Source organism: Bacteroides parvus, from assembly GCF_017309675.2.
GTDB lineage: Bacteria > Bacteroidota > Bacteroidia > Bacteroidales > Bacteroidaceae > Bacteroides > Bacteroides uniformis.
In genome coordinates this window covers 1,397,489-1,422,650 of sequence record NZ_CP084680.1, presented here as the reverse complement: position 1 = coordinate 1,422,650, position 25,162 = coordinate 1,397,489, and the positions used below count along the sequence as shown (strand labels likewise).

The 25,162-nt window shown below is 41.9% G+C and carries 17 protein-coding genes and 2 pseudogenes; 11 read left to right on the top strand and 8 right to left on the bottom strand.

The genetic code is table 11. The features are described from left to right. Positions 1–2 precede the first annotated feature (2 nt). Positions 3–4,061 carry a hybrid sensor histidine kinase/response regulator transcription factor gene (locus JXR92_RS05545; RefSeq protein WP_117599962.1) on the bottom strand — a complete coding sequence of 1,353 codons (4,059 nt, stop codon included), beginning with the start codon at positions 4,059–4,061 and terminating at the stop codon, positions 3–5. A gap of 246 nt (positions 4,062–4,307) precedes the next feature. Further along, complete coding sequence (locus JXR92_RS05540) at positions 4,308–6,035, bottom strand: cellulase family glycosylhydrolase (RefSeq protein ID WP_138345653.1); 1,728 nt, start codon at positions 6,033–6,035, stop codon at positions 4,308–4,310. Between the two features lie 201 nt (positions 6,036–6,236). Here JXR92_RS05540 and JXR92_RS05535 point away from each other — a divergent pair. Beyond that, positions 6,237–7,587, top strand: a pseudogene (locus tag JXR92_RS05535) (glycoside hydrolase family 43 protein). 134 nt (positions 7,588–7,721) lie between these two features. Here the strand turns inward: JXR92_RS05535 and JXR92_RS05530 are convergent. From JXR92_RS05530 to JXR92_RS05520, 3 genes are read right to left on the bottom strand one after another with little or no spacing between them, the layout of a single operon-like run. Continuing rightward, positions 7,722–9,524, bottom strand: a complete 1,803-nt coding sequence (locus JXR92_RS05530; RefSeq protein ID WP_138345655.1) for a hypothetical protein — start codon at positions 9,522–9,524, stop codon at positions 7,722–7,724. 32 nt (positions 9,525–9,556) lie between these two features. Continuing rightward, entirely contained in the window at positions 9,557–11,239 is a 1,683-nt protein-coding gene (locus JXR92_RS05525) for a RagB/SusD family nutrient uptake outer membrane protein (protein ID WP_117599963.1), read from the bottom strand. Positions 11,240–11,284: 45 nt separating this feature from the next. Then, positions 11,285–14,461 carry a SusC/RagA family TonB-linked outer membrane protein gene (locus JXR92_RS05520; protein ID WP_138345657.1) on the bottom strand — a complete coding sequence of 1,059 codons (3,177 nt, stop codon included), beginning with the start codon at positions 14,459–14,461 and terminating at the stop codon, positions 11,285–11,287. A gap of 348 nt (positions 14,462–14,809) precedes the next feature. On the opposite strand from JXR92_RS05520, the gene JXR92_RS05515 reads away from it, so the two are divergent. Further along, entirely contained in the window at positions 14,810–15,769 is a 960-nt protein-coding gene (locus JXR92_RS05515) for a FimB/Mfa2 family fimbrial subunit (RefSeq protein ID WP_138345658.1), read from the top strand. 107 nt (positions 15,770–15,876) lie between these two features. On the opposite strand, the gene JXR92_RS17560 is transcribed toward JXR92_RS05515, so the two are convergent. Beyond that, positions 15,877–16,080, bottom strand: a complete 204-nt coding sequence (locus JXR92_RS17560) for a hypothetical protein (RefSeq protein ID WP_323802001.1) — start codon at positions 16,078–16,080, stop codon at positions 15,877–15,879. Positions 16,081–16,107: 27 nt separating this feature from the next. Further along, positions 16,108–16,515, bottom strand: coding sequence for a sensor histidine kinase (locus JXR92_RS05510; protein ID WP_226791293.1), 408 nt, complete (start codon positions 16,513–16,515; stop codon positions 16,108–16,110). A 514-nt stretch (positions 16,516–17,029) separates the two neighbouring features. On the opposite strand from JXR92_RS05510, the pseudogene JXR92_RS05505 reads away from it, so the two are divergent. From JXR92_RS05505 to JXR92_RS05480, 7 genes and pseudogenes are all read left to right on the top strand, one after another. Further along, positions 17,030–18,269, top strand: a pseudogene (locus JXR92_RS05505) (tyrosine-type recombinase/integrase). Between the two features lie 24 nt (positions 18,270–18,293). Then, entirely contained in the window at positions 18,294–19,376 is a 1,083-nt protein-coding gene (locus JXR92_RS05500) for a PDDEXK nuclease domain-containing protein (RefSeq protein ID WP_117964256.1), read from the top strand. Between the two features lie 166 nt (positions 19,377–19,542). Continuing rightward, on the top strand, positions 19,543–19,902 hold the full coding sequence (locus tag JXR92_RS05495; RefSeq protein WP_117599766.1) for a hypothetical protein: 360 nt from the start codon (positions 19,543–19,545) through the stop codon (positions 19,900–19,902). Between the two features lie 78 nt (positions 19,903–19,980). Then, positions 19,981–21,270 (top strand): PDDEXK-like family protein, encoded by a 1,290-nt coding sequence (locus tag JXR92_RS05490; RefSeq protein WP_138345660.1) that lies wholly within the window; start codon positions 19,981–19,983, stop codon positions 21,268–21,270. Position 21,271: 1 nt separating this feature from the next. Then, positions 21,272–22,141, top strand: coding sequence for a hypothetical protein (locus JXR92_RS05485; RefSeq protein WP_138345663.1), 870 nt, complete (start codon positions 21,272–21,274; stop codon positions 22,139–22,141). Beyond that, positions 22,083–22,541, top strand: a complete 459-nt coding sequence (locus tag JXR92_RS17615; protein ID WP_420095119.1) for an SF0329 family protein — start codon at positions 22,083–22,085, stop codon at positions 22,539–22,541. Before JXR92_RS05485 ends, JXR92_RS17615 begins: the two co-directional genes overlap by 59 nt. 100 nt (positions 22,542–22,641) lie before the next feature. Next, complete coding sequence (locus tag JXR92_RS05480) at positions 22,642–23,085, top strand: metallophosphoesterase family protein (RefSeq protein ID WP_165491375.1); 444 nt, start codon at positions 22,642–22,644, stop codon at positions 23,083–23,085. On the opposite strand, the gene JXR92_RS05475 is transcribed toward JXR92_RS05480, so the two are convergent. Beyond that, complete coding sequence (locus JXR92_RS05475; protein WP_138345665.1) at positions 23,082–23,876, bottom strand: hypothetical protein; 795 nt, start codon at positions 23,874–23,876, stop codon at positions 23,082–23,084. The genes JXR92_RS05480 and JXR92_RS05475 overlap by 4 nt on opposite strands. Positions 23,877–24,402: 526 nt before the next feature. Here JXR92_RS05475 and JXR92_RS05470 point away from each other — a divergent pair. Together JXR92_RS05470 and JXR92_RS05465 are read left to right on the top strand one after the other, a co-directional pair. Next, complete coding sequence (locus tag JXR92_RS05470) at positions 24,403–24,624, top strand: hypothetical protein (RefSeq protein ID WP_171030436.1); 222 nt, start codon at positions 24,403–24,405, stop codon at positions 24,622–24,624. 191 nt (positions 24,625–24,815) lie between these two features. Further along, entirely contained in the window at positions 24,816–25,157 is a 342-nt protein-coding gene (locus JXR92_RS05465; protein WP_138345667.1) for an ISAon1 family transposase N-terminal region protein, read from the top strand. Positions 25,158–25,162 lie beyond the last annotated feature (5 nt).

The window sequence follows — 25,162 nt, the reverse complement described above, 5'->3', positions numbered from 1 at the left end:
TGTTATTTACCCTCTCTTTCCTGATAAACAGAGGGCAAAACACCGAATTCATCCTTGAAATATTTGCTGAAATACTTGGGGTTGTTAAAGCCCAACTGATACGCTATCTCCGATACATTTTGCTGACTCTCGCGCAGCATCTGCGCCGCTCTTTTCAGACGGATGACACGGATAAATTCAATGGGTGTCTTACCGGTTATCTGCAAGAGTTTCTTGTAAAGATGTACCCGGCTCATACCCAACTCATGGCTCAGCTCCTCTACGGACAAATCACTACGTGCAATATTCGCTTCCACATATTTGATAGCATTTTCCACCAGCTTTTCATCCAACGAAGTAATGGCTATTTCACTTGGTTCGGGGTCAATCTTTGTACGCAGCCTATTCTTACCGCTAAGGTCTATCAGCTTTCGCATACGCAATATCAGCACTTCCATATTAAACGGCTTCGTCACATAATCATCCGCACCGATAGTCAAGCCCTCTACTTTATTCTCTACCGACTGTTTGGCAGTCAGCAACACAAAAGGTATATTCTCCGTATGCTTGTCCGTCTTTACCCTGCGGCAAAGTTCGTTGCCATCCATTACGGGCATCATCAAGTCACTGACAATAAGGTCGGGCTTCAGCTCCGGGATGACATTCCATGCTTCTTGTCCGTTGGCAGCTACTTGAATGGAGAAATACAGACTCAAGCTGTCTTTCATGAAGGCAACAAAATCTTCGTTATCATCCACAATAAGCACCAAGGGCTTCTTCTTTTCTCCGGCCGATTCTTCCTTTTCCCGATTTGTCCCCCCAATCACTTCCAGCGCAACCGCATCTTCTTCGGCCGCTTCTTCCGACAAAGGCGTAGCAACATTCACCACCGAATGCTTGATAGGAATATCCACTACAAATACGCTGCCCGAACCCACATTGTCGAACACACGCACAGCACCACCATGGAGCGTCACAAAGTCACGCACCAAGCTTAGCCCGATACCGCTTCCGGTGGAATGATTATCCTCCCCTTCGTGCTCCGCTTGATAGAACCGTTCGAATATCCTTTCCTTGTCTTCATCCTTGACTCCTATCCCCGTATCGGATACTTTGATTTCCAGAGTTTCCGGAGAGCCCTTCAGCACTTCCAACGAAACATCCACCCTCCCGCCATTAGGAGTAAACTTAAAGGCATTGGACAGAAGGTTCATCACAATCTTGCCCACCTTGTCTTCGTCAAAGGACATATTCAGCCATTCCACCGCCGAAAAGAAAGTAAGGTGCACATGTTTTTTTTCCGAAAGCATCAGAAAAGAGCTACAGATATTACGTACATACGCCACAATGTCTCCTTCGGAAAGAGTAAGGTGCAAACCCGCCATCTCATTCTTACGGAAATCAAGCAGCTGGTTCACCAAATTCAGCAGACGCAATGCATTGCGGTGAATCATACCCAGTTTGTCTTGCCATTTTTCATCTGCCGTCTCCTTCATCATACTCTCCAACGGCGAGATAATCAGCGTCAACGGAGTGCGCAATTCATGGCTGACATTCGTGAAGAAACGGAATTTCATCTGGTTAACTTCCTCGTTCTTTTTGGCATCCCGCTCCATCTGGCGTATCTTGAATTTGTTACGCTCCCTACGCTGCACCGTATAGAAAGCCAGAAACAAACTACCGAGCAATAACAGCACATAACAAGTGTATGCCCATGGAGTCATCCAAAAAGGCGGAAGAATCACTATCTTCAAGCAAGCCTCTTCAGTACCTGCATATCCGTCGCTATTCGTAGCCTTTACTTTCAGCTCATACGTACCGGGAGCCAGATTCGTATAGGTCACACGGTGCATATCGGACATGCTCGTCAACCAGTCCTCATTGAATCCCTCCAACTTATAAAGATACCTCGTCTTTTCCGGTAACACATAATTGTCCGAAGCGAAAAACACCGTAAATACGTTCTGCTTATAAGTCAGCACCACTTCCTTCGTTTCATTCAGCGCCTCCTTCAATATCACATGGCCTGCATACTCTTCGTTCACCTTTACATCCTCATTGAACAGTTGAAATCCGGTAAACATTACTTTAGGTAGTGTACGGTTGTACTTTATGTTATCAGGTCTGAAACGGTTCAGTCCATACAGTCCTCCTACTACGATTTCACCCGTATGCAGGCGTTTAAGAGAACGCTGATTAAAATCACAAGTCTGCAACCCGTCCTTATCGTTATAAGTATAACAACGAAAAGAAATCTGTCCCGTCTTATTGTCCGACAGCAGAACCACATTTATCAGCTCCCCTCCCGTACTGACCCACATTCCTTTATTATCATCTTCCGTGATACCTAATATCAGTAGTTTCGAGAAATCGGATTTTATGGGGACTTCATGTATTTCATCCCGTTGCGGATCGTATACATTAAGTCCCTCGCGTGTAGCCAGCCAAAGCAGTCCTCTACTGTCTTCATACACCTGATTGATGACCAAATTTGAGAGAGTGGTCTTACCGGACTTTGTACCGGTAAAGTTCGCAATTTTCCTGGTGGACAAATCCATGACAGCTATGCCTGCTGCAGTTCCAATATATAATGTATTGTTGCGCCCTACACAAAGGGATGAGATATAATCCGACACCAGATTGGAATTCCCAGTAGAATAGGTTGTAAAAATTCCCGTTTTAGGGTCCAGGCATTGCAATCCCTGCCCCAAAGTCCCCACCCAGATATTCCGGTCAGCGTCTTCGGCCAGTGCCCATACATTGTCATAAGCCAGTGAGTTCTTGTCATCCTTGTTGGCACGGTAATGGATAAAGCGATTACCGTCATAACAATTCAGTCCGCCCCAAAAAGTTCCTGCCCACAACCGGCCGTCACGACCCTGAAGAAGACAGACAATCACATCGCTTGAAATGGAACGGGGATCTGCCGTATGCGAAAAGGTTTTCCGTTCATCCGTCACCATATTCCAGCGCACCAGTCCACGGTCATTGGTCCCCAACCACACAATATCCCCTTGTCCGTCCTCCACACAATTAATGTCACCCAAATCGACAATGCCAAACTTGAAGCTACTTTCATTGTAAAATGAAACACCTTTCTTATAAGTGCCCACCCACATGGTACCAACATTATCTTCATAGAGAACAGTCACCGTATTGTTGGAAATCGTACGCTCATTATTAGGGTCATTCATCAATCGCACGCTCTCTCCATCCAGACCTATCACTTCAATTCCATCCTGGTCTCTACCAATCCAAATGTTTCCATACTTATCCTGCGAAATGGCCCGTACCATGTTAGAGCGATCGCTCCTGACAGAACGCACCTCCCAGCTTTTCTTCGGCAGATGGTAAACCCACATTCCTTCAACGCTATACATCCAGACACGTTCATGACTGTCAACGAACAAAGTGAAAGTTTCTGATTGATTTTTCCCCCATTGACTGGCAATACCGTCGAAAGTCCATTTTACATTCAACTTCTCCCTATCCAGACAAGCCAGAACTCCATTGCCGAAAGCCAACAAGATTCCCTCACTACATTCCGTCATGTCTGTTATGTTCATCTCTGTCAACAAGGTATCAGTACCAGCCACCATCACCGCATTCTCTTGTCCCGGCTTATAACAGTAAATACCTTTACCCGCCACATAAATCCAGAAAATCTTTTCGCTATCAATATACACAGTGGAAGGATTCCCACTTATCCCAATATGCCACATCCAGCCCTCCACATTGCGGTCGAAAATATCGGATACAGAGTTATAAATGGCATATCCCGCTCCTGTACGTACCCACAAATTTCCAGTAGCATCTTCCTGAATGTCCTCAATATAACTATCCGGCAGCGAATTGCCGTCATCCTTCAGGCTGCGGTATATCCTGGTATCATAGCCGTCATAACGGTTCAGCCCGGAAGCTGTGCCAAACCACATGAATCCATGTGAATCTTTATAAATGGCATTAACCTGGTTATTGGAAAGCCCGTCTTTTACTTCCAAATGTTTAAACATGTAGTTGTGCGAAGCGGCAGTGAAGCAAGCTACCCAAACCCATAAGACAAGTAATAGCAATCTTTTCATTCTATCGGAGATAAGGAACACATATTTTATTGCAAATGAAGCAAAAAGCCGATAAAAAAACAAGAAAAGCCCGTCTTTTTTTATCATTTTATCCCCCTCATTTGTTTCATGGGCAGAAAAAAGAAGGAGAAGTACATTCCTCACGGACAGACTTCTCCATAACCAATCAAAAAAAAACTATATTAACAATTTTGTAACCTAATAAAAACTATCTATATGAAACTTAGAAAACTGTTCTATATTCTATCAAAATGGATACTTACCCTCTTTAGCACCTCTCATAATGCCATCATAGGTATATTTATCACCTATCGTTCCATCAGCACGCTTAATCATAGCGAACGTACCACCATCCCAAAAAAACGGAACCATACCATGATTTTTCGCTTCACGAGTTACTACCTCATTAAATTGTTCGCGAGATTTATTATGAGCCTCTTGATTTTCTCCAAGTCCAGTACGCACCATTGCACCATACTCGCCAAGGATAACGGGAATTCCTTTGTCCACAAACTGAGATTTCATTTTAGCAAATAATCCACTCATCTCAGTCATATCACCAAAAGTAGCATTACGGTTGGAACCTTCGACTTTATAGTCTCCCCAAAAGTAGGCCATCCTCCCCCAATCTTCATCCTTCTCCAAACCACAGAATGTCCAAGGGGTATAGTAATGTACCTCGACCATTAGACGGTCCTTCACCACATCAGTAGGCATGTCGCCAAAGAGATTGTCGGTCTTGCCGATATCTGTAGACGGTCCTTGTACAATAAGATTGCGCACAGCATTGTTACCTCCCGTAGCACGCACAGCATCAATAAAAGTCTGCTCATAAGATTTCAATACAGCCATTTGGGCAGTATTTTCCACATTGGGTTCGTTACATCCGGCAAAAAGCAAATGCTCATCATAAACATTTAATTTATTCGCTATCTGAGTCCATAAAGCTTTTTGCTTCTTGTTATTAGCTTCCTGCTTGTCGGCAGTACAATTGTTTTCAAGCCAACCGCCATCCCAGTGGATATTTACAATGGCATACATATCATTGGATACACAATAGCCTACCACTTCATAAACACGGTTCAGCCATTCATCTTTTACCTTGTATGTCCCTCCGTCTTCTATATACTGATCCCAGGAACAAGGTATGCGTACCGCATTGAAACCAAGCTCTTTCACACTCTTGATAAGTTCCGCCGTAACCTTCGGGTTTCCCCATGCAGTTTCACCTCCAATAGCTTCCAGCGTATTTCCGAGATTCCAGCCTGCATACATCTTTGCCGCCAATGTCATTGCATCACTTTCCATACCCTCATCAGGCAGTTGACCGGCCATTTGACTGACAACAACCGTCTCTGTCAAAGTTCCTAAAGTCAAAGTGATAAGTCCCGAACGAGCAGTTCCATAATTAACTGAAACGATAAAACTCTTAACAGCTTCTGACATTGCAGCACGTGTACTGACCTCTTTTATCCAATCACTATCGACCGCCACTTGTACATCACCGTTTGTTATCAGTGTCACAATATAATTGCCTCCTTCAGCCGGTACCTTTTCCGGGAAAGTAGTCGACTCAACTACCAGTCCATCCGCAGCCGTCTGTTTCACAATAAAATGGCCAACCTCACCACCTCCGGACTTCACCATCACATTTGCTTCCCGGTCACTTGGTTCCGTATTGGCTTCAGTTGTAACCGCATATTTAAGGATAGTGCTCGATGTGGAGTTCTCGGCAGTGACTTTACACCAATCCGGCGCACTGCTGGTTACTTCCAGCGCAACATTCGATTTGATGTTCAATGTACTTGTTCCTCCGACCTTGGAGAAAGTCATTCCATTCATCAGAATTTTTTCAGGAATAGTAATTTCCGGAGTCACTGTTTCGTCATCACTGGAGCACGCACTCACAAAAGAAGAGAGGAAAAGTGCCAATAGCACCAAGCTAATCTGGAATCTTTTAATAATATTCTTCATGTTGTTTTTAGGTATTAAATAATGGTTAAAAGTAATAGCAAAAGTAGCGGAAAAAGTGAGAAATAGCCAAACAGCATGTTATGCCAAACAGTATGATTTGTTACCGAATAGGGTCAGAAAGTAATCAATAGCTGACATCAGGCTTAGCCTGTTTGTCCATCCTGGAATTCACAAGACAAGCAGGGATATCAAAATCCGGTTATTCCGGGCTACCATCCCGACTCAAGCGTTTGCCGCGTAGGCGATGACTTCTACTTGGTCAACAGTAGGGAGGTATCTATGCGCCAACCATCCGCTACAACAACGGAACATTCTACATGATTACCACCAATGTATCGGACAAAGGCAACTTCATCGTCCATACCACCGCCCCGCTTGGTGAATGGTCTGATCCTATCTGGCTGAAACAAGGTGGCATTGACCCCTCCCTCTATTTCGAAGACGGTAAATGTTATCTGGTCAACAACCCCGACATAGGTATCTTTCTATGCGAAATCAACCCGATGACCGGCGAACAGCTCAGTAAATCCAAGCACATCTGGAACGGTACGGGAGGACGCCGTCCGGAGGGTCCGCATATCTATAAGAAAGACGGCTGGTACTATCTGCTGATTTCTGAAGGCGGTACGGAATATGGACATAAGGTGACGATTGCCCGCAGCCGCACGATAGACGGCCCATACGAAAGCACCCCCACCAACCCGATTCTGACACACATTAACAAAAACGCCCAGAACAGCCCCATTCAAGGCACCGGGCATGCTGACCTTGTTCAGGCTCCCGACGGAAGCTGGTGGATGGTCTACTTGGCATTCCGCCCACAAACGGGTTCCCACCATCTATTAGGACGCGAAACCTTCCTCGCTCCCGTGCGCTGGGCCACCAACGCCTGGCCTGAAGTGAATGGAGACGGGACCATTGCCCTGCAAATGGATGTTCCCACCCTGCCGCAACAAACGTTTGCAGAAAAACCTACCCGCACAGAATTCAAAGATGGTAAATTAGGAGCCGAATGGGTGCACATCCGGAACACTACACTTTCTCATCCGGCAAGTTACAGCTGAAAGCGACTCCCGTCAATTTGGATAACAGCAAGGAAAGCCCCATCTTCGTCGGCCGCCGACAAGAACATATCGATTTTACCGCTACTACTTCCATGCGGCTACAGAAAGCCTCTGCAGGAGATGAAACCGGATTGACGGTCTATATGTTTAAACCTGCACACTATGACCTTTTCGTCAAACAGCAGGAAGACGGGAAACAAGCTGTAGTATTACGCTACCGTCTCGGAGCAATGACCCATATAGAAAAGGAGGTGATTTTGCCTCAAGGTAAAGTGCAACTCCGTGTAAAAGGCGACAAAGACATATATTCCTTTGAATATGCTACGGACGGAAAGAATTTCAAGGAGATGGGACGCATGAATGCCTGCTATATCAGTACCGAAACCCCAGGTGACTTTACGGGAATCACGCTGGGCCTATATGCAGCTTCCGGCTCGACTGGATCAGAGGCGTACGCAGATTTTGAATATTTCGACTACGAGAAATAAGCATATACCCGTTTTTCAGAAATTGAACTGATCAATAATCCTCCATTTAAAAGGAAAGGCCACCCTTCACGGGTAGCCTTTCCTTTTATACCTATTACAACAGACGCCACGAAAGCATCGTCCACCATAGGAGATTACAAAATCTCCAAGTTATCTATTGTTACCTTTACAGCATCCGGTTCGGCAATATCACTGAAGATATCAAAGATATCAATCACAAATACGATTGCACCATTAATGGCTGCTTCCGGCTTATAAGTAATAGTATAAGTACCATCTCCTTTAATTTTAACATCGGACTCACCACTGTAAGAAGGCCACCATCCAGGAGCAGTGTACATCAACCCTGCATTATACTCTTTTGTCAGTGCATCTCCACTCAATCCGCTGATACTGAAAGTCAGCTTCATAGAATAATCAAACGTCAGAGCAGAAAGGTCTACCGGACTATCATTTTTAGTACTACCAAAATCATTGTAGATTTCAATACGGAAGTTATTCTTCTCTCCTTCGAGATGTCCGAACACCAGCTTACTGTTATCTACTACCACCGCCTTGGGTTCGGGAGTAGAAGAGCCTCCTGCTGCATTGGGAATAAAATGATAGGCAACATATTCCTCCTTATCACCATTACGTACTCCCAACCACATACTTGTCACATTTCCTGCCATAGTCTCCAGGCGAAGAATACGGAGCTGGTTATCAGAATTGGCAAAGAACATGATGTCTCCACCACCGATATGATAAGAAGGCACACCGCTCTCAAAAGAATAAATACCTTTTTCATCCAGTGTATATGTACCACTTACAGTTGTTCCGTCGGGCATGGAGAATTCATAGGTCATAGCCTTTGAATCCATAGTTAGAGAGAGTTTATCAAGGTCTGCTACTGGAGTTGCCCAGTCAGGATAATTGCCTGCTGTAAAGTTATTCATCAAACTACCATCCAGATTTGCCCAGTCAAAAGGAACATCAGCAGACATATTCCACTGAATAGTGGTACTTACTGTTTGAGATACAGCATCTTTCCATCCGTCGGGCAATGTGGGCTCCGGATCAGGCTGATCCTCGGGTACATAGTTGTCAGCAAACTCTTTAGAGACAAAGTTCCATATCAACCACCAAGCACCCTCACTATTATCACGCATGACAGCCACACGCAGATGGTTTTCATCCAGTTCCAGTATCTTCAGGTCTTTTCTCCAGTTTGTACTTCTATCAGTCCAGCCAGGAGTGTGTAGTAAATCACAATCTGTGAAAGTGATGGTATGGTTCTCTGTGTTCAGCATAAAGGTTCCTTTACTGTCCGTAGTACCTGAAACCGACTCGGAATGTACATTTACATTAGCTCCACCTTTCAAGTCAAAGGTCATTGTACTTGCCCAAATAGCATCATCACCAGTATGTCCCTTGCCCGGATCCCAGTTAGCTTCCCAATTATTCCATTCAGTAGTTTTTGAAGGGTCAGCATAAGTCATCTCACCTGCCGCATAGCCATAGGAACCATCGTCAAATATCCAAACTTTCTCACTGTCTACACCTCCGGTAAGGAATGACCACAATTCATCGTTTACAAAGTCCGCACAAAAAGTACTGATATCAAAAGTTGTAGGTTCACCGTAAATAACACCACCCCGTGTCTCTACACCAAATTTCACAGTATAAGTACCTTCAAAAGGCATCTTTAGTGTCACTTTCTGTTCTTGGCTGCGTCCTTGGGGATGCTCCCACAAAGCAGTGTAATTGGCACCTAACTTACTTTCCAAATAAACAATGTTCGGATTCTTCGAGTCATGAGTAATCGTATAGGCAATACCCTCCACAAGATCATCAGATGTCACTCCTTTGTCACCCAGATCATATTCATCGGGGGAACAAGCGCTGAATATTAGCATCACACTTGCTATAAGCGAATAGATATAATAGTTTAATTTCATACCTTAGATTTTTTTATTTGTTATACATCCATTTACCAACCGGCATTCTGTTTCAGCACACCGTTTGAAAGGTTTATCTGGTTATAAGGTATTTGGCACAAACCTCTTGTTGATACAACCTTACTACTCTGTATAGTCACTACGTCTTCCACGCCACCACTGAGCACAGTACGAGTTTCGGCAATTTCGGAAGCAGCAACTTCCACACCCTGACGAAGCAGATCCCAGTAACGCAATCCTTCAAAAGCAAACTCGTACATGCGTTCTTTCAGGATGTTCTCCTTTGTTGCTGTCACGCGCTTGCTGGTATCACCACCAAAAGCGCGATCACGCACTGCATCCAAATAACTCTGGGCATTAGGACTACCGAGCTCTGCAGCCATCAGTAATACATCCGAATAACGAACTACAATGAAATCCTGATATGGACTAAGTTGATACTCGCCTGCACCTATGTCCTTTCCCATTACTTCATTTATTTCACTCCAAGTACCATCTTCAGCTTGTTGCCAAATAGCAAGTGGCGAATACTTTTTGATAGCATAACCCGTATACTCACGTTGGTCATTATAGAGCAACGAGAAATTATCGTGATCTACAAGGCCCTCAGCCTCGCAGTCAATAATGGACGCCGTACTGCGAGTGTCACCAGATTGAAAACTATTCACCAATTTCGGATTGACTGTACAGCCTCCCCAGCCTTGTCCATAAGGCACCGCAATCAAATTACGGAGTGCAATCATCACCTGCCAAGCATTACCATCAGCATTACCATTATAGTCTGATGTATAGTTGAATTTTTGAGCCAGTACTGTCTCTACATTGCCACGCCCTGCATACGTATTTGTCTTGGTATGGCTACCATCATTATTAGTTGTCCAAGTCACGGAAGCAGCAGGCCAAAGATTCTTGAACTCATCTATCAAACCAAATTCCCCGGAAGCAATCACATCTTCCACTCCTGCTAAAGCTTCAGCTCTAGTAAGCCCAGCAGGTTCTTTACCATAATAACCGGAATAGAACAGATAAACACGTGCCAGAAGAGCCTCAGCAGCATACTTCGTAATATGTCCGTCGTTAGATGCAGCTTGTGCTTTCGGATAGGCATTGGCCGGAATATTCTCGGCAGCATATTTCAAATCACTGATAATGAGCTGGTAAACGTCATCCGGATTTGCTTGCGAAATATTATCAGTAGTAGGAATATCCAACAAAGGGATATTTTCCCATAGACGAACCATATCAAAATAACAAAGTGCACGGATAGCACGTGCCTCTCCTATATAAGTGCCTCTTGTTGCTTCACTCGTCCAGTTAATGTCATCTGCACGGGAAATCAACTCGTTACAACGATAAACAGCGGCATAATAATTTTTCCAATCTGTTTCGTATATGTTCAAATCAGATGTAGACTGTGCCTGATCAAAACGATCGATTACTTGATAATTACGTCCATCAGCAACACCGGTAGCACCAAAACACTCATCCGACATCATCTCTGAAGCCAGATAAAAACCTACTCCCTTATTAGATGTAGTACATTGCCATCCGTCATAACAGCCTACCAAAGCGCGATAAGCGTCACTTTCTGTCTTGTAATAGTTTCCGGTGGAAGATTCCGTCTTCGATTCCACATCCAAGAAGCTGTTTGTGCAGGATGCCAGCCCAAAGCCGAACAATGCCAAAGCCAGTATATTTAATTTGAATTTCATCATTTCTTTCTTGTTTTTGGGTTTATGAGTCATAAGAACTCTTTTCTATTAAAACTTAAGATTAACGCCGAAAAGCACAGTACGCGGACGAGGATAGTAACCGTAGTCAATACCCGATACCCAACTCTTTTTATTGCTGTCTTCCGGACCAAAACCTATTTCAGGATCCATACCATCATATTTGGTGAAAGTAAGTGCATTCTGTACTTGTATATAGGCACGACACTGCGAAATAGCTTTGCCCTTCCAAAGACGGGAGAAATCATAACCCAGCGTAATGGCACTAATACGCAGGAAGTCACCATCCTGAATATAAAGGTCAGAGAATTGCCAGTTGACGTTAGTATCAGTCACACGCGGTATACGGTTACTTGTACCTTCTCCGGTCCAACGGTTGAGGATAGCAGTTGTATAATTTGATTTCTTATTAGTGTGGTTACGATAGCTCTGCACAATCTTATTACCTACAGAACCATTAGCATTCAGCGAGAAGTCAAAACCTTTATAGTCGAAGCCCAAATTGAAACCATAAGTAAAGTCCGGCATACCATTACCTAAGTCCACCTTGTCGTTGTCATCGATAATTCCGTTATGGTCTACATCTACAAACTTCACATCACCCGGCTTCACATCACTTTGCAACACACCGTTCTTGGCAGCAATCCAGTCGTCAATCTCTTGCTGGTTCTGGAAGATACCGGCAGTTTTATACCCCCAAAAGTAACCGATGGCATGGCCGTTGGAAGCGCGATAGAACTCAGGAGAGTTGTCATACAGCTGGTTTGTATTACCATGAATAATGCCATCTTCAGTAGGAATATTTCCTACCTTATTTTTATTGTAAGTACCATTGACACCAATGTTGTAGTGGAAATCCTTACCTATTTCATCATTCCAAGTCAGCGCCAGTTCAATACCGGTATTCTTTACATCACCACCGTTGATGTAAGGAGCACCTGTACCGGCAGTGGCAAGGATAGGAGCCTGTACCAGCCAATCTTTGGTTGTCTTTATATAAAAATCTGCATTCATACCCAAGCATCCATTGAGGAAACGGGCATCGATACCGATATTATATTGCTCGGAAGTTTCCCATTTCACATTCTCGTTGGCTAGACGGCTAGGATAAGCACCCCAGACATGATTGGCAGAGCCAAGGCCCGTACCAAACAAGTAATTGGTAGTAGAGCTCTTGATAGGAGCTGTATATTGGTAGTTATCAATATTCTGATTACCTACTTGTCCCCAGCTGACACGGAGTTTCAGGAAGTCGAGCCACTCGCGGGTACTTTCCATAAATGCCTCGTTCGTCAGTGTCCAACCTGCCGATACAGAAGGGAAGTAGCCAAAGCGGTGACCACTGGCAAATTTGGAAGAACCATCGGCACGCACAGTAGCATTAATCATATAAGTCTCTTTCCAATTCCATCCCAAACGGGCAAAGTAGGAAACGGTACGTGTTTCATCATTCGGTTTACCATCTGCACCCAATCCCTGCTCGGGAGTAGTGGCTGACCCGTTGCTGACAAAAGCGTGGTCCCAATCATCAAATCCTTCTTTCAGGATACCATTTCTCGCCCCTACATAAGTGCCTTCATAGCGGCTGGATTCCATACCAATCAAGGCATTGAAGGAATGTTCACCCAAGGTCCAATCATACTGTGCAGTATTTGTCCAAACCATCGTCAAACCATGAGTCATGTTCTGGTTTACTTTTGTATTCTCCGTATTCTTAGTATAGATGTCAAACTGATAAAGGGGAGTATAACTGCGATACTCACTGGAACCATAAGTAGCACCGAATACAGTACGTATCTTCAAATTCTTAATCGGAGTCAACTCCGCATATACATTACCGGCGAAAGTGGCAGCCTTGTTCTCATTATTAGTGTTGGTCATCATGGAACCATAAGGGTTACCATCAGAATTGTGCCAATCGCTACTACTAGTGTCATTGTAAGGACTATCATACAGATTATTATCACTATATATAGGACTCAGCGGGGAAGTGGCAAATGCGCTGCGCAACGTATTGTTATACAAGTCACCTACATTTGTACCATTATTTTTCTTATATACGAAACTCACTTGTTCACCCACCTTCAAAAGGTTTTTGATGACCTGGTGGTCGGAGTTGATACGGAAGTTATAACGTTCGTAATTGGATACGTCAGCACCACCAACAATACCTTCTTGCTGCATATAACCTAAAGAAAGTGCATACGTAGAAGTGGCAGTTCCCCCTGTCACACCTAATGTATAACTTTGCGTCTTGGCATCATCCTTGAGCATAGCATCAATCCAATCCGTGTCATATATGTTACCATTAGCATCGCGAATTGACTTGAAGCTGTTCCAATCATAAGCGGCATTGCCACTATTCAATGCTTGTTCATCCATGATGGCCATATACTGTTCCGCATTCAGCATATTTGCTTTACGTGCCACATTCTGAATACCATAATAAGCATCCAATGAAACTACAGCCTTACCTTCCTTACCCGATTTTGTAGTAATCAACACTACACCATTGGCCGCCTGCGCACCATAAATAGCTGCAGAGGCAGCATCTTTCAGAATGTCAATACTCTCGATATCGGCAGGATTTAGCGTGGAGATATCGCCACCTACACCATCAATCAAATAAAGAGGAGAAGAATTACCTACAGTTCCCAAACCACGAATGGTCACCTTCATATCAGCACCTGGTTGTCCTGAAGTTGAAGTGATATTCACACCCGGAGTTTGTCCCTGCATAGCCTGCAACGGGTTGTTTGTATTTAGTTTGGCGATGTTATCACCTTTTACCTGAACCGTAGCACCAGTTACCAGTTTCTTCTTTTGGACACCGTAACCTACTACTACTACTTCATCTAGCATTTCCGTATCTTCTTTCAGAACCACGTTGATAACGGATGAAGCACCAATCTGAATTTCCTGGGTTTGATAACCGATATACGAAAAAATCAGCGTCTGCCCTTGTTCTGCATTCACAGAGAATTTACCGTCAATATCGGTAATACCACCTGTAGCAGTTTCTTTCACCTGCACACTGACACCGATCAACGGTTCATTGTCCGTAGCCGATGTCACAACTCCTGTAACGGCCTTGTTTTGAGAAGGATTAGCCTGAAGGCTACTGATTGCAGGTACCAATAGCAACAGTACCCATGCAATGCGGCACAAATGCAAATTTATGCACTTTTCCAAGAATGTTTTTCTCATTGTACATTGTTTAATAGTTAATATCAAAGATTTTATAACGCTCTTTGTCAATGCAAAGAACCTGGATACAAAAGTATGGAGGAACAAGGAAAGAGTGTCGAGAAATTGTTACGAAAAGTATATGATTTCGTTAATCAAGGCTTCTAAAATGTTACTAAAAAAGGTATAATTTGTTTTCCATCCCTTCTCTAAACCTTTTAAAGAGGGGGGAGATTCTTCCCATCCCCCTCAATGCTGGAATTGATTTCATCTCACTTTTCCATCCCCAATATACTTTCTCCGGAATACAAAGAACCATTTCTTTCTAAAAACGTTCTCAGGAAAGTACAACCTAAAACTTAACAGATAATGAAAAAATTAGTAGTATTTGCAGTACTTGCCGCAATCGTGGCAAGCTGCACCAATGACAATCCGCCCCAGATAGAAAAAAGCAGTGAGTTGGTATCACCACGACTCTTGATGGACGTGTCCACAGAAAGCGGACAAAGCCCGCTGACCGGCATACTGACCATCATGCCCTGTAAGGCGGGCACCTCTATTTATTATGGGAACTATGTAAACCGAAAGCTGACACCTTTTTACGGTTACTACCAAGTTAAAGACGGAACTTTCTATAACGATGGCGTCAATCGGGAATTATCCTTACCCGCAGGTCCCTATAACATGATTTACTGGGGAACCCCTAAATACGAGGAGCCGATTTATGCACATCCTCTTATGAGGGACCCGGCCTACATCTTAGGCGAAGACATGTCCCAGCAACACTTTTCCTTATTCAAAATGGAAGCGGACACAACCTATTATCCGGTATTCGACTTGGTACATACCGTCCAACCTGCCAACATCGGAAGTGAAAACCTGAAAGCATCCCTTAAACGGGTAGTGACCGGACTGAAGGTAATCATCAAGGACAAGAATAACGGCATCCTCAGTTCGAGCATCGACAGCATGGTGGTGCGTATCACTAATATTGCCGGAGAACTAAATTTCTACACCGCCGTTCCTCAGGGAAGCCCGCGCACAGTAGCCTTCCCTCTAGTCCGTTCCATCGACGGTACGCAAATGAGCAATGCCACCGTCATGCTTTTCCCTTCTTTCGGGAAATCAGAATTCCAGATGAGCATCATACTGAAAAACGGAAACGTAAAAAGTTTCAAACAAACATTGAACGAACCTTTGAAAGCAAACTCCAAACTGACTCTGACCCTTACTCTGGGAGACATCTTTTCCGAAGAATCATCCGGAGAATTCACCATTGACAACTGGAACGAGGAAAGCCAGACAATCGATGTCCCTTCATTGGATTGAGCTTACCGCATCAAGGAAAGATAGAACGGTGTGCGTCCATCTTATAAAAAGGCAACGTGAACCAGAAAGTGGAGCCCGTGCCTAACTGCGTCCCCCTATCTCCTCTTTCAGTTCCCTCGCAATGTTTTGCGAAATGGCCACTCCCAGTCCGATACCCTGCTTAAAGGAAGCCAGTTTACAAAGCGATTAAAAATCCCCTGCGCATTATAAGATGATATCCCCGTCCCGGTATCGGTAACATAAAAAAGGATATACCCATTTTCGGGCATCCCGTAAGCAACAGTAATGCTACCGGCAGCAGTAAACTTCAACGCATTGCTGATGAAGTCATTAAATACCTACATAATTCTGCGCAGGTTGGTATACAGCAGCAAACCGGGCAATAGCGTAACCGTGGCCATACGCACGTCTTTATTGGTCAGCCTAATACTTGTAGCCTGCTCTATCTCGAACACCATTTTATTGATATCCACATTGGCATAGACATATTCCAATGTGCTGGCTTCTATCTTCGACAAATCCAGAATGTCATTGATGAGCTGCAACAGCAGTTCATTATTCCGTTCTATAATATTGAGATACTCCACCCGTTCTTCCTCGGACACTTCCGTGGCCAGAATACTCAAAAAACCGACTATTGCATTAAACGGAGTACGGATCTCATGACTTATATTGGCTAGGAAAGTCGATTTTATCTGGTTGGATTCCTCAGCCTCCTCTTCGGCCAGACGCAGCTTGCACTCCATGATTTTCAAATCAGTAATGTCCTAAGCAGTATAAACAATCCACTTGCGACCATCAAAATTATTGTTCTGGAAGGAAAACCACTCCTTGCTCTTCTTGGTAAAAAAACGTCGTATACCCTCTTGCGGAATCCCCGCCTTGACCAGCTACTCTTCATCCTCTTTCCTAATTAAAGCTACAGCCTCTGGCATTGTTTCAAAATCCGTCTAGTCTATAGCCTCTTTGGCCGAATATTCAAAGAGTTCCTCTGCCTTTTTATTCCCAAAAGTATAGCGCATCTCATTATTTACATTCTTCACTTTTGTTGTAATGAGAAGATTATCAAGAATGCCTTCCAATATTGCGGATACCCCTCTCCCGGTTCCTTTCCCTCATTTTTTTCATCCGCCTCTTTTTACGTTGGTCCCATCTACTGGGATTGAAACCCAAAACAAAAATGTTTCAGCTATGTTTCAGTAGAAAAAGACAAAACCCTTGTAAAATTTTGATTTATAATAGATTTGTCTACATCCTTTCATGCCCAGACCAGGTACAAACCATAGAAATCATAGGAAAACGAAAGAAAATCCGAAATTGGAGCAAAATAAACTTTCGGATGGCAGAATCAGCCTTTAGTTGGAGTATTATTTAGGTAGAGAGGAAAAGCCCGTATTAGATGAAAACGGCAATCAGGTATATTACGAAAGTGGCAAGATGCAAGGAAAGCCAAAGTTCGCAGTCAAGCATCACAGGCGAAAAGAAAACCTTAGCCTGTATCTGATAGACAAGCCACATACTCCAGCTGAATGACAACAGAACAAGGAAACTTTGGAACTCGCTTCAAAAATACGCGCAGAGCGTGAGCAGGAGTTTAAGGAGAGTATGCTTGGCTACCGCTTAAAGAAAGACAGGACGGTTAATTTCTTGGATTATTATCAAGCATACATAAACAGTTATACAAAGAAAGACATTCGCATGGTGCAAATTGCACTTAGCCGTTTCAAAGACTTCTTGAAAGAGAAATACCCCATGAATGAGTGTAGCATTAAACCGGAACTCATCACCAAAGAAATGATGGAACAGTTTGTAGCTTATCTGCAATCCCGAAGCATTGGTGAAGGTGCTAAAAGCATTTACCAGCGTTTCAAGAAAGTTATTCGCTATGCAATAGAGCATGATGTAATGCTGGAAGACCCTTGCAAAGATGTTACCTGCAAAGTGGATAGTCAGATGCTTCGGAAAGATGTGCTTTCGCCCGAAGAAATACAAAAGTTGGTGGCTTTTCATTATAACAACGAAAACCCTACAGCCAGACGAGCGTTTATCTTTTGCCTGTATTGCGGTCTGCGCTTCTGCGATGTAAAAGACCTTACTTTTAAAAATGTGGATTATGCTAACTGATTATTGAAGTTCGAGCAAAGCAAGGCCAAGGGACATTCTGCCAGTAGGTGTGGTTATTTCTTTGAATGACGTTCTATTGTCTATCATTGGTGAAGCTCCGGCAGATAAGAACTGTTTGATATTCGATTTGCCTACATACGAAAGCTGCTGCAAATCGGTTAAGCGTTGGGTAAAAAGAGCCGGAATAGACAAGCATATAAGCTGGCATTGCTTCCGGCATTCTTTTGCCGTGAACATTCTGAACAATGGGGCAAATATCAAGATCTTAGCCAATCTTTTAGGACACAGCGGATTGAAGCATACAGAGAAATACACCCGTGTGGTGGATAAATTGAAAGAGGAAGCAATAAACAGCTTGCCTGAACTAAAGTTTTAACCACAAAAGATTATCTTTGCGACTATGAACTTTGAAGCATTAGTAAAACATATCAGCACGATACAGAACACGTTGCAGGCACAAGCCGCACACGCTGTAAACCTTGCCCTTACTTCCCGTAACTGGTTTATGGGTTGCTATATCGTGGAATTCGAACAGAACGGAGAAGACCGTGCCACATACGGTGAACAACTGTTGAAAAAGCAGGAACAACGGCTGAAAACAAAAGGTCTGAATGAACGTAGATTCCGTGAATTTAGACGGTTATACCTTGTTTATCCACATCTGAAAGAACAAGTATTACACTACATCATGGCAGGAAATGAAATTCGGCACTCGGCAAGTGCCGAATTACAACAATCTGATAAAGAGTATAATAAATGGATAAATCCAGCAACAAAGATATTCAATAAAATACCTTATACCCACTTAAAACATATCGCAAAAATAGACAACCCGGTAAAACGTGCTTTCTATGAAATGGAAACAATTCGTAGCTGCTGGTCTGTCAAAGAATTGGAACAACAAATAGCGTCTTTATACTATGAGCGTAGCGGACTATCCAAAAATAAAGAAGCCCTCTCCGCTTTAGTACAGCAACAAGCGACCTTATTACAGCCTAAAGATGTTATCAACACCCCTGTTACCTTAGAGTTCTTAGAATTGAATGAACGTGCCTTAGTAACAGAAAACGATCTGGAGCAATCTATTCTTGATAACTTACAACACTTCCTGCTGGAAATGGGGCATGGATTCTGCTTTGAAGCCCGACAAAAACGTATCTTGATTGATGAAGATTACTTCTTTGCCGACCTTGTATTCTATCATCGCATCTTGAAATGCCATGTCATTGTGGAATTAAAGATAGACAAGTTCTGCCATGAATACGCTTCACAGCTGAATATGTACCTTAATTATTTCAAGGCAGAGATAATGCAGCCGGACGACAATCCACCTATCGGTATTCTGCTTTGTACGGAAAAGGGAGATACATTAGTAAAATATGCCACTGCCGGATTAGACCCGAATATCTTCGTACAGAAATATATGATAGAATTGCCGAGCGAGGAAGAAATCAAGAGGTTTATATTAGGAGTAAATTTTTAATCTTTCATTGAGGACTCCTATTTGTATTTCAATGTTAATTATGTTAAAACATAAAAATAAAACAAACACAAACATTTTAACCATGTATTATTCATATCCGACAAACTCCTGAAATAAATTAAAGAGGTAAACAAAACATTTATCAACCACATATTCATTAAAAGCTATGAGCCACAATATGATTTTGAACTGCTTTAACATCAACTATTTCTTTTTGGATTTTGGAAATGGATATTGTGTAGAAATGCCTTCAGACAAAAAGGATCTTGATAAATTACTGGATTATCTTTTTTCTCAAAAGGTTGAATGGAAATTTTACGCCACACTTACAGGAAGAAAATGGTTTCATGGAATATATATAACTTTCAAAAATAGAAAACACTTAGAAGTTACTTCTATCATGAAAGACATCTGCATGATATTAAAAATAGACTCTTATTGCTTATGTGAGAATTATACACAATCAATTATAGACATCGAGGGAGATGTAATTGCATTTGCTGATTTTTCAGAGAAGCAAGAATAAGTTATCCTCTTATCAGCCAATTAAGAATGTACAAAAGACAAACATCTGAATTTTATAAGTATAAAACTACAGGAGAAAATGAAGAAATTGATACAACTATTCAATGAAATACATCTAATCATTGAAAAACATGAATATATACGGAAAGAGAAAGGAGACAATTATAATCTTTTCAAAGTAATCAATATGACCAGTGACGAAACAAGAGTACATTCAGCCATGATAGCGGATTTGCTGAATCCGAATGGACAGCACCAAATGAAAGATGTGTTTCTCAAATTATTCATTGAGCGTCTGAATGGGCAAACAGACCATATTGTTTCTTTCACTTGCGATAATGCCAAAGTGGAATGTGAAAAATATATCGGTCCTAAAACAGATACAGATGGAGGAAGACTCGACATTTACCTCACGGACGGGATAAACCATATTGTCATTGAAAACAAGATTTATGCGACTGACCAAGAGAATCAACTTCTTCGGTATCATAATTTTCTGAAACGATGTTCAAAAAATAAGAATGATACACTGTTGCTATACTTGTCTTTAGACGGTGAAGTACACGATATTGATAAAACCACAGGTGGCGAAGAAATAACTTTCTTTACCATATCCTATGCCGATTTTATATTAAACTGGCTGACTGATTGTCGCCACAAAGCAATAGACAAGTCTCTGATACGGGAAGGAATAGCACACTATTTGAACTTAATCAAAATATTGACACACCAAATGGATAAAGAAAAGAATGAATTAATCAATTTGATTAAAAGTAACCCGAAGTATATCAGTTGTATATCTCAATACAAGGATGCCATACGAGAAGTAGAAATTAGTCTGCAAATCGATTTTTGGAGTCAACTGGAAGCGGTCATTGAAGAAAAAGGTTATGAAGTAATTAAAGAATCTTTTAGTGACTACAAATATGCTCTCGACAATCATGAAGACTACATACGCAGATATTATGAAAGTAACAATAAATACCAGTCTCTTGAATTTAAGCTAAAGACAATCGGTGATGATTACCAATTGATGTATGCCGTTCAAGTTGACTGGCGTACATATAGCGGTGTTATACTGAGAGATAAAGAGGGGAAAACAGTCAGACTCTCAATCGCCAAAGAAATACAAAACAAAGAAATACAGAAAGTTATAAATGAAATTAATAAGATTATAGAAGATTTTCATAATGACAACAGATATCATTCGAGTGATTCTTGGCTTTTATGGGAATATACCCATCCGACTATCAATTTCCGAAATCTGAATGACGGAGATAGCCAACGACATTTAAGTAGGATGAAGGAAACGATAGAAAGCATAAGCAAAGATATTATTGAAAATATAAACATGATATTAAAAGAATAGCATGAAAAGATCTTATAAATTTATTGTAGCCAGCGCAGGATGTTTAAGCGCTTTTCTGGTAACTCAAAAACTGGATGGTGCAATACAAAGGGAATGGTGGGAGGTATTTATCCCTATATGGTGTGCAATACCTGCATATTTTATAATTACCAGTCTTTTTATATTTATACGTAATGTATTAACTTCAAGAGATACTTCTGTAGATGAAATATTTGATGGTGAAAGTTATATATCTTCCTTGCCGTATTTTCTTACATTTCCCTTAATGTTTCTACGCTATAACAATCTGATTGTCATGCCGTGGAAGTTTATATTAATCCCTTATTTACCGATGCTTTTAGTTATAATAATCATGGGCATTGCCTTTTTGGTCTATATACCATCTGCAATAAAGAGCTCCTGTAGAGAAAAAGCCCTGAAGCGGTTTCCCCCTGAAGACTTAGAGAAACTGGACTGGGAAAGCATGAAACATTGCCTGCTTGACATAAAATCAGAGCTTCCTCAGTTTGAGTTCAGTGAACCCAATTGGGATTACAGCCGCAAATACACCATTGAAGCCCGAAAGAACGGGTACATCGTAGGATCTGGGTTCTATTTCCGCAATAATATATATGCTGTTTGTACGTATATATATGGACGCGATGTAAGCCAACTGGATATAGAAGGATTTACGCTCAATCCTAACAATTCGTGGGACTACTTTTCGTGGCTTATCTGGACAGAAGATGAGTACTCCGAATCGCGTTTCAAAAAAGAAATAATTGTACGATTGAAACAGATTAAACCGTTTTTTATATCAAAACAACAAGAAAATGAGAATACGATACCGTCCCTGGAGCAAACTCCAAACAGCTCTATACCGCATAATTGACCCAAATGTAGGATTTCAGATACATTGCATAACATACCCAATGCGTAGCAAGACTGGATATGCTAACGACGACATGCCACGTTATTGGATTACCATAGGAAAAAAAATCATATGGGACTATCCCCAAATATTCACCAAAGAAGAACTGAGAGAACAGTTTTATCCTTGGATGGGAGATACATCCGATATTTCTTGCTTAATTAGAGAATATATTGATTGTCCTGATTGGGAATTACTCACTCATTCATTTGAAGACCGATGGCACTTAGTACCCATACTGATAGCGTGCGATAAACGCATAGGTAAAAGACGCTTGACTTTACTTTTGAAGCAAGACAATTTTGCCCAAGTACATTGGATTATCCGAAAAAGATTGGGCACCTCCCTACTGATTTTGTAATCTATTTTATTTGTCAAACTCCCGGTTCATTCATTTGCATCGGGATATTTTTTTACTAAAACTATCAATTATAGAAGCATTATTTGTATTGGAAATAAACGTGTTCTACAAAAAGCGCAGAAAATCTCGTGAAGATTATCCTGAAATTGAAATCCAAAGAGAAAGATTCTCATATGACCTTTGTCCGGAAGAAGCCCGCCGGTTGATACCTGCAAATATAACTTTGCTTGAAGATTGCGGCATAGAATATGACGGCATTACCTTCTACGCTATTTCCTGTAGGATGATTCAGCAAATGCAATGGTTGGGAGAAGAATGTGGATTGTCTTATAAAACGGATTTTTTGATTACCCACATTCCCCCGAAAGGTATATTGGATGAAGATACGGGTAGCGAGATATTGAAACAAATAATTTTAGAGCGCCAACCGAAATATCATCTTTTCGGCCATGTGCATTATACAGGAGGACTATGGGAAGAAAAGTGGAGCACAAAGTTTGGCAATGTCTCCACCTTTCAGGCACTTTGCAAAACAAATGATTAATCCGAGTTATAGCGTTTCCCGTTTTGGTCTATAATATGTTGACATACCAGATGGGCTTCTACCCAAAAATCATTTAACCGCAATAAGTCCGGAATGGAGTAAGGTTTGTGAGTGCAAATGTCATGTATGGCATGACACACGATAATATGCTTCAGTTCCGGACGGCGTAAATGTCCTTCTGCCCATGTCACTCCATCATCCCATACATCCACACATTGTAACTGCTCATCTGTCATATCCGATGTGTTTTTGGGTGAATAATTACAAGAACATTCTTCGATTTCGGGAAGTCCCCCATTGTATTCTTCAAGTAAACAACAACAAATTAGTTCTATCATGTAAGCAAAATCGGAGCCATAATAGCTGTCTTCCGGCAATTCCAATATAGACTCCACCCCACAGAACACATACCTCAGTGTACCACAAATGACATAATCGTCATCAAAAGATTCATCTTTGGGGCTATTAATCAATGTACGATAGAGGTTTGCCATGCGATGATACATCTTCTTGGTCAAACTATTCAGCAATTCGTTTACCGCTTCAAAGCGTTTGATTTCCTGCGAAGTGGCTTGAAACATCTGGTTGAGAAGCAAACTTCTTGTACCTATCAGATCTTGTATCTTTTCTATCTGTACTGCACCAATGTGCCTTAAATCAAGGCTACCCTTTTCCTGTTCGCCCATGAGCTTTTTGATTTCCGCTTCCACTTCCAATAACAATGCCCGTTTCTTGTCCACATCATTTTCTTGATAGATGTAATCCGCCAAATTGTCTGCATATAAATCCATAATCGTCTTATTTATTTAATGATTTAGACTTTGAGGTTGGTATATCGCATAAAAAAGGCTTTGAGTATTTCCGTATATCATGGGAAATGAGCAAATTAGATGTGATAAAAAACATTACTCAAAGCCATGAGCAAAATTACAAAAATTCCGTCAGAAATCCGCAATTTTTTCAGTGAGAAACGTCGCAGTGCCGTTATGGACTCATTTACACACCTACTTGAAAATGTCAACTTGGACTGTCGTAGTCTTGGTGGAATGAAGCGTGACAACTGTCAGCTCACAAACCACCAGGTGTTCCCAATATTAGTGTTGCTTCCATTCTTTGCAATAAAAGGGCTCTCACATTACGATGGTTCTGTCCTAAGCCGGATGTTTGGTCGAAAAAAGGATGCACTGTATTCCTATTTGTCACAAGACGACATCAACTGGCGAAAGGTGATATACCGCATAACCAATTGGCTTCTAATGAAAGTGACAATGCGGAACGATCACAAGAAAAGCAAATTGCCGACAGTACTGATAGCAGATGACACAGACCTTCCTAAGGCAGGCTTTCACATGGAAGCCATTAGAAAAATTTTCTCACATGTACACCATACGAAACAAAGTTCTATTTGAGTATTTAGAAGTCGTGACGGTTGTGGCTGAAATCACTGAGGCTGGGGCTGAATCTGAAGATTTGAATATGCAGGTCATTGAAAACGACAAGAGGTTGGCTGCTCTTAAAGCCTACGCTATGACAGCCTAAGTCTAAATCCGAAACTTGAGTTAAGTTATTATATACACCAATGGATTGCTTGAACAGGAAGTTTCCGAAATAGTACGCATACAGCGCACTTATACCAATATGGGACTGTACAACAACGATAAGATGGGTCAATGTAAAAACCTGAGGGGTAAATTTATAAATTATTATCTTTGTCTCCAAATTCATAGCTTATGGAGTTAAACGGTTATCGCCTTCTTCTTCCTGAAGGCACTTTAGAGTACTTTGATCTTGTTGATGTGAAGGAAAACGTGAATGAAGTTGTGATCTACCTTGAGGAAAAAAATATCGTTCCTGAGAAGTATACAGATCAGGATACTGAGAGTAAAGGCTTTTATGATCCTGTTATTGTTCAGGATTTCCCTCTTCGTGGCAAGAAGGTCTTCCTTAATATTCGTCGTCGTCGCTGGCTCTTAAAGAAGCATAATGAGTATATCTCTCGTAACTGGCGTATGGTGGCTGAAGGTACTCGTATGACGCAAGATTTTGCGTCTTTTTTAAAAGAACTATATTGATAGCT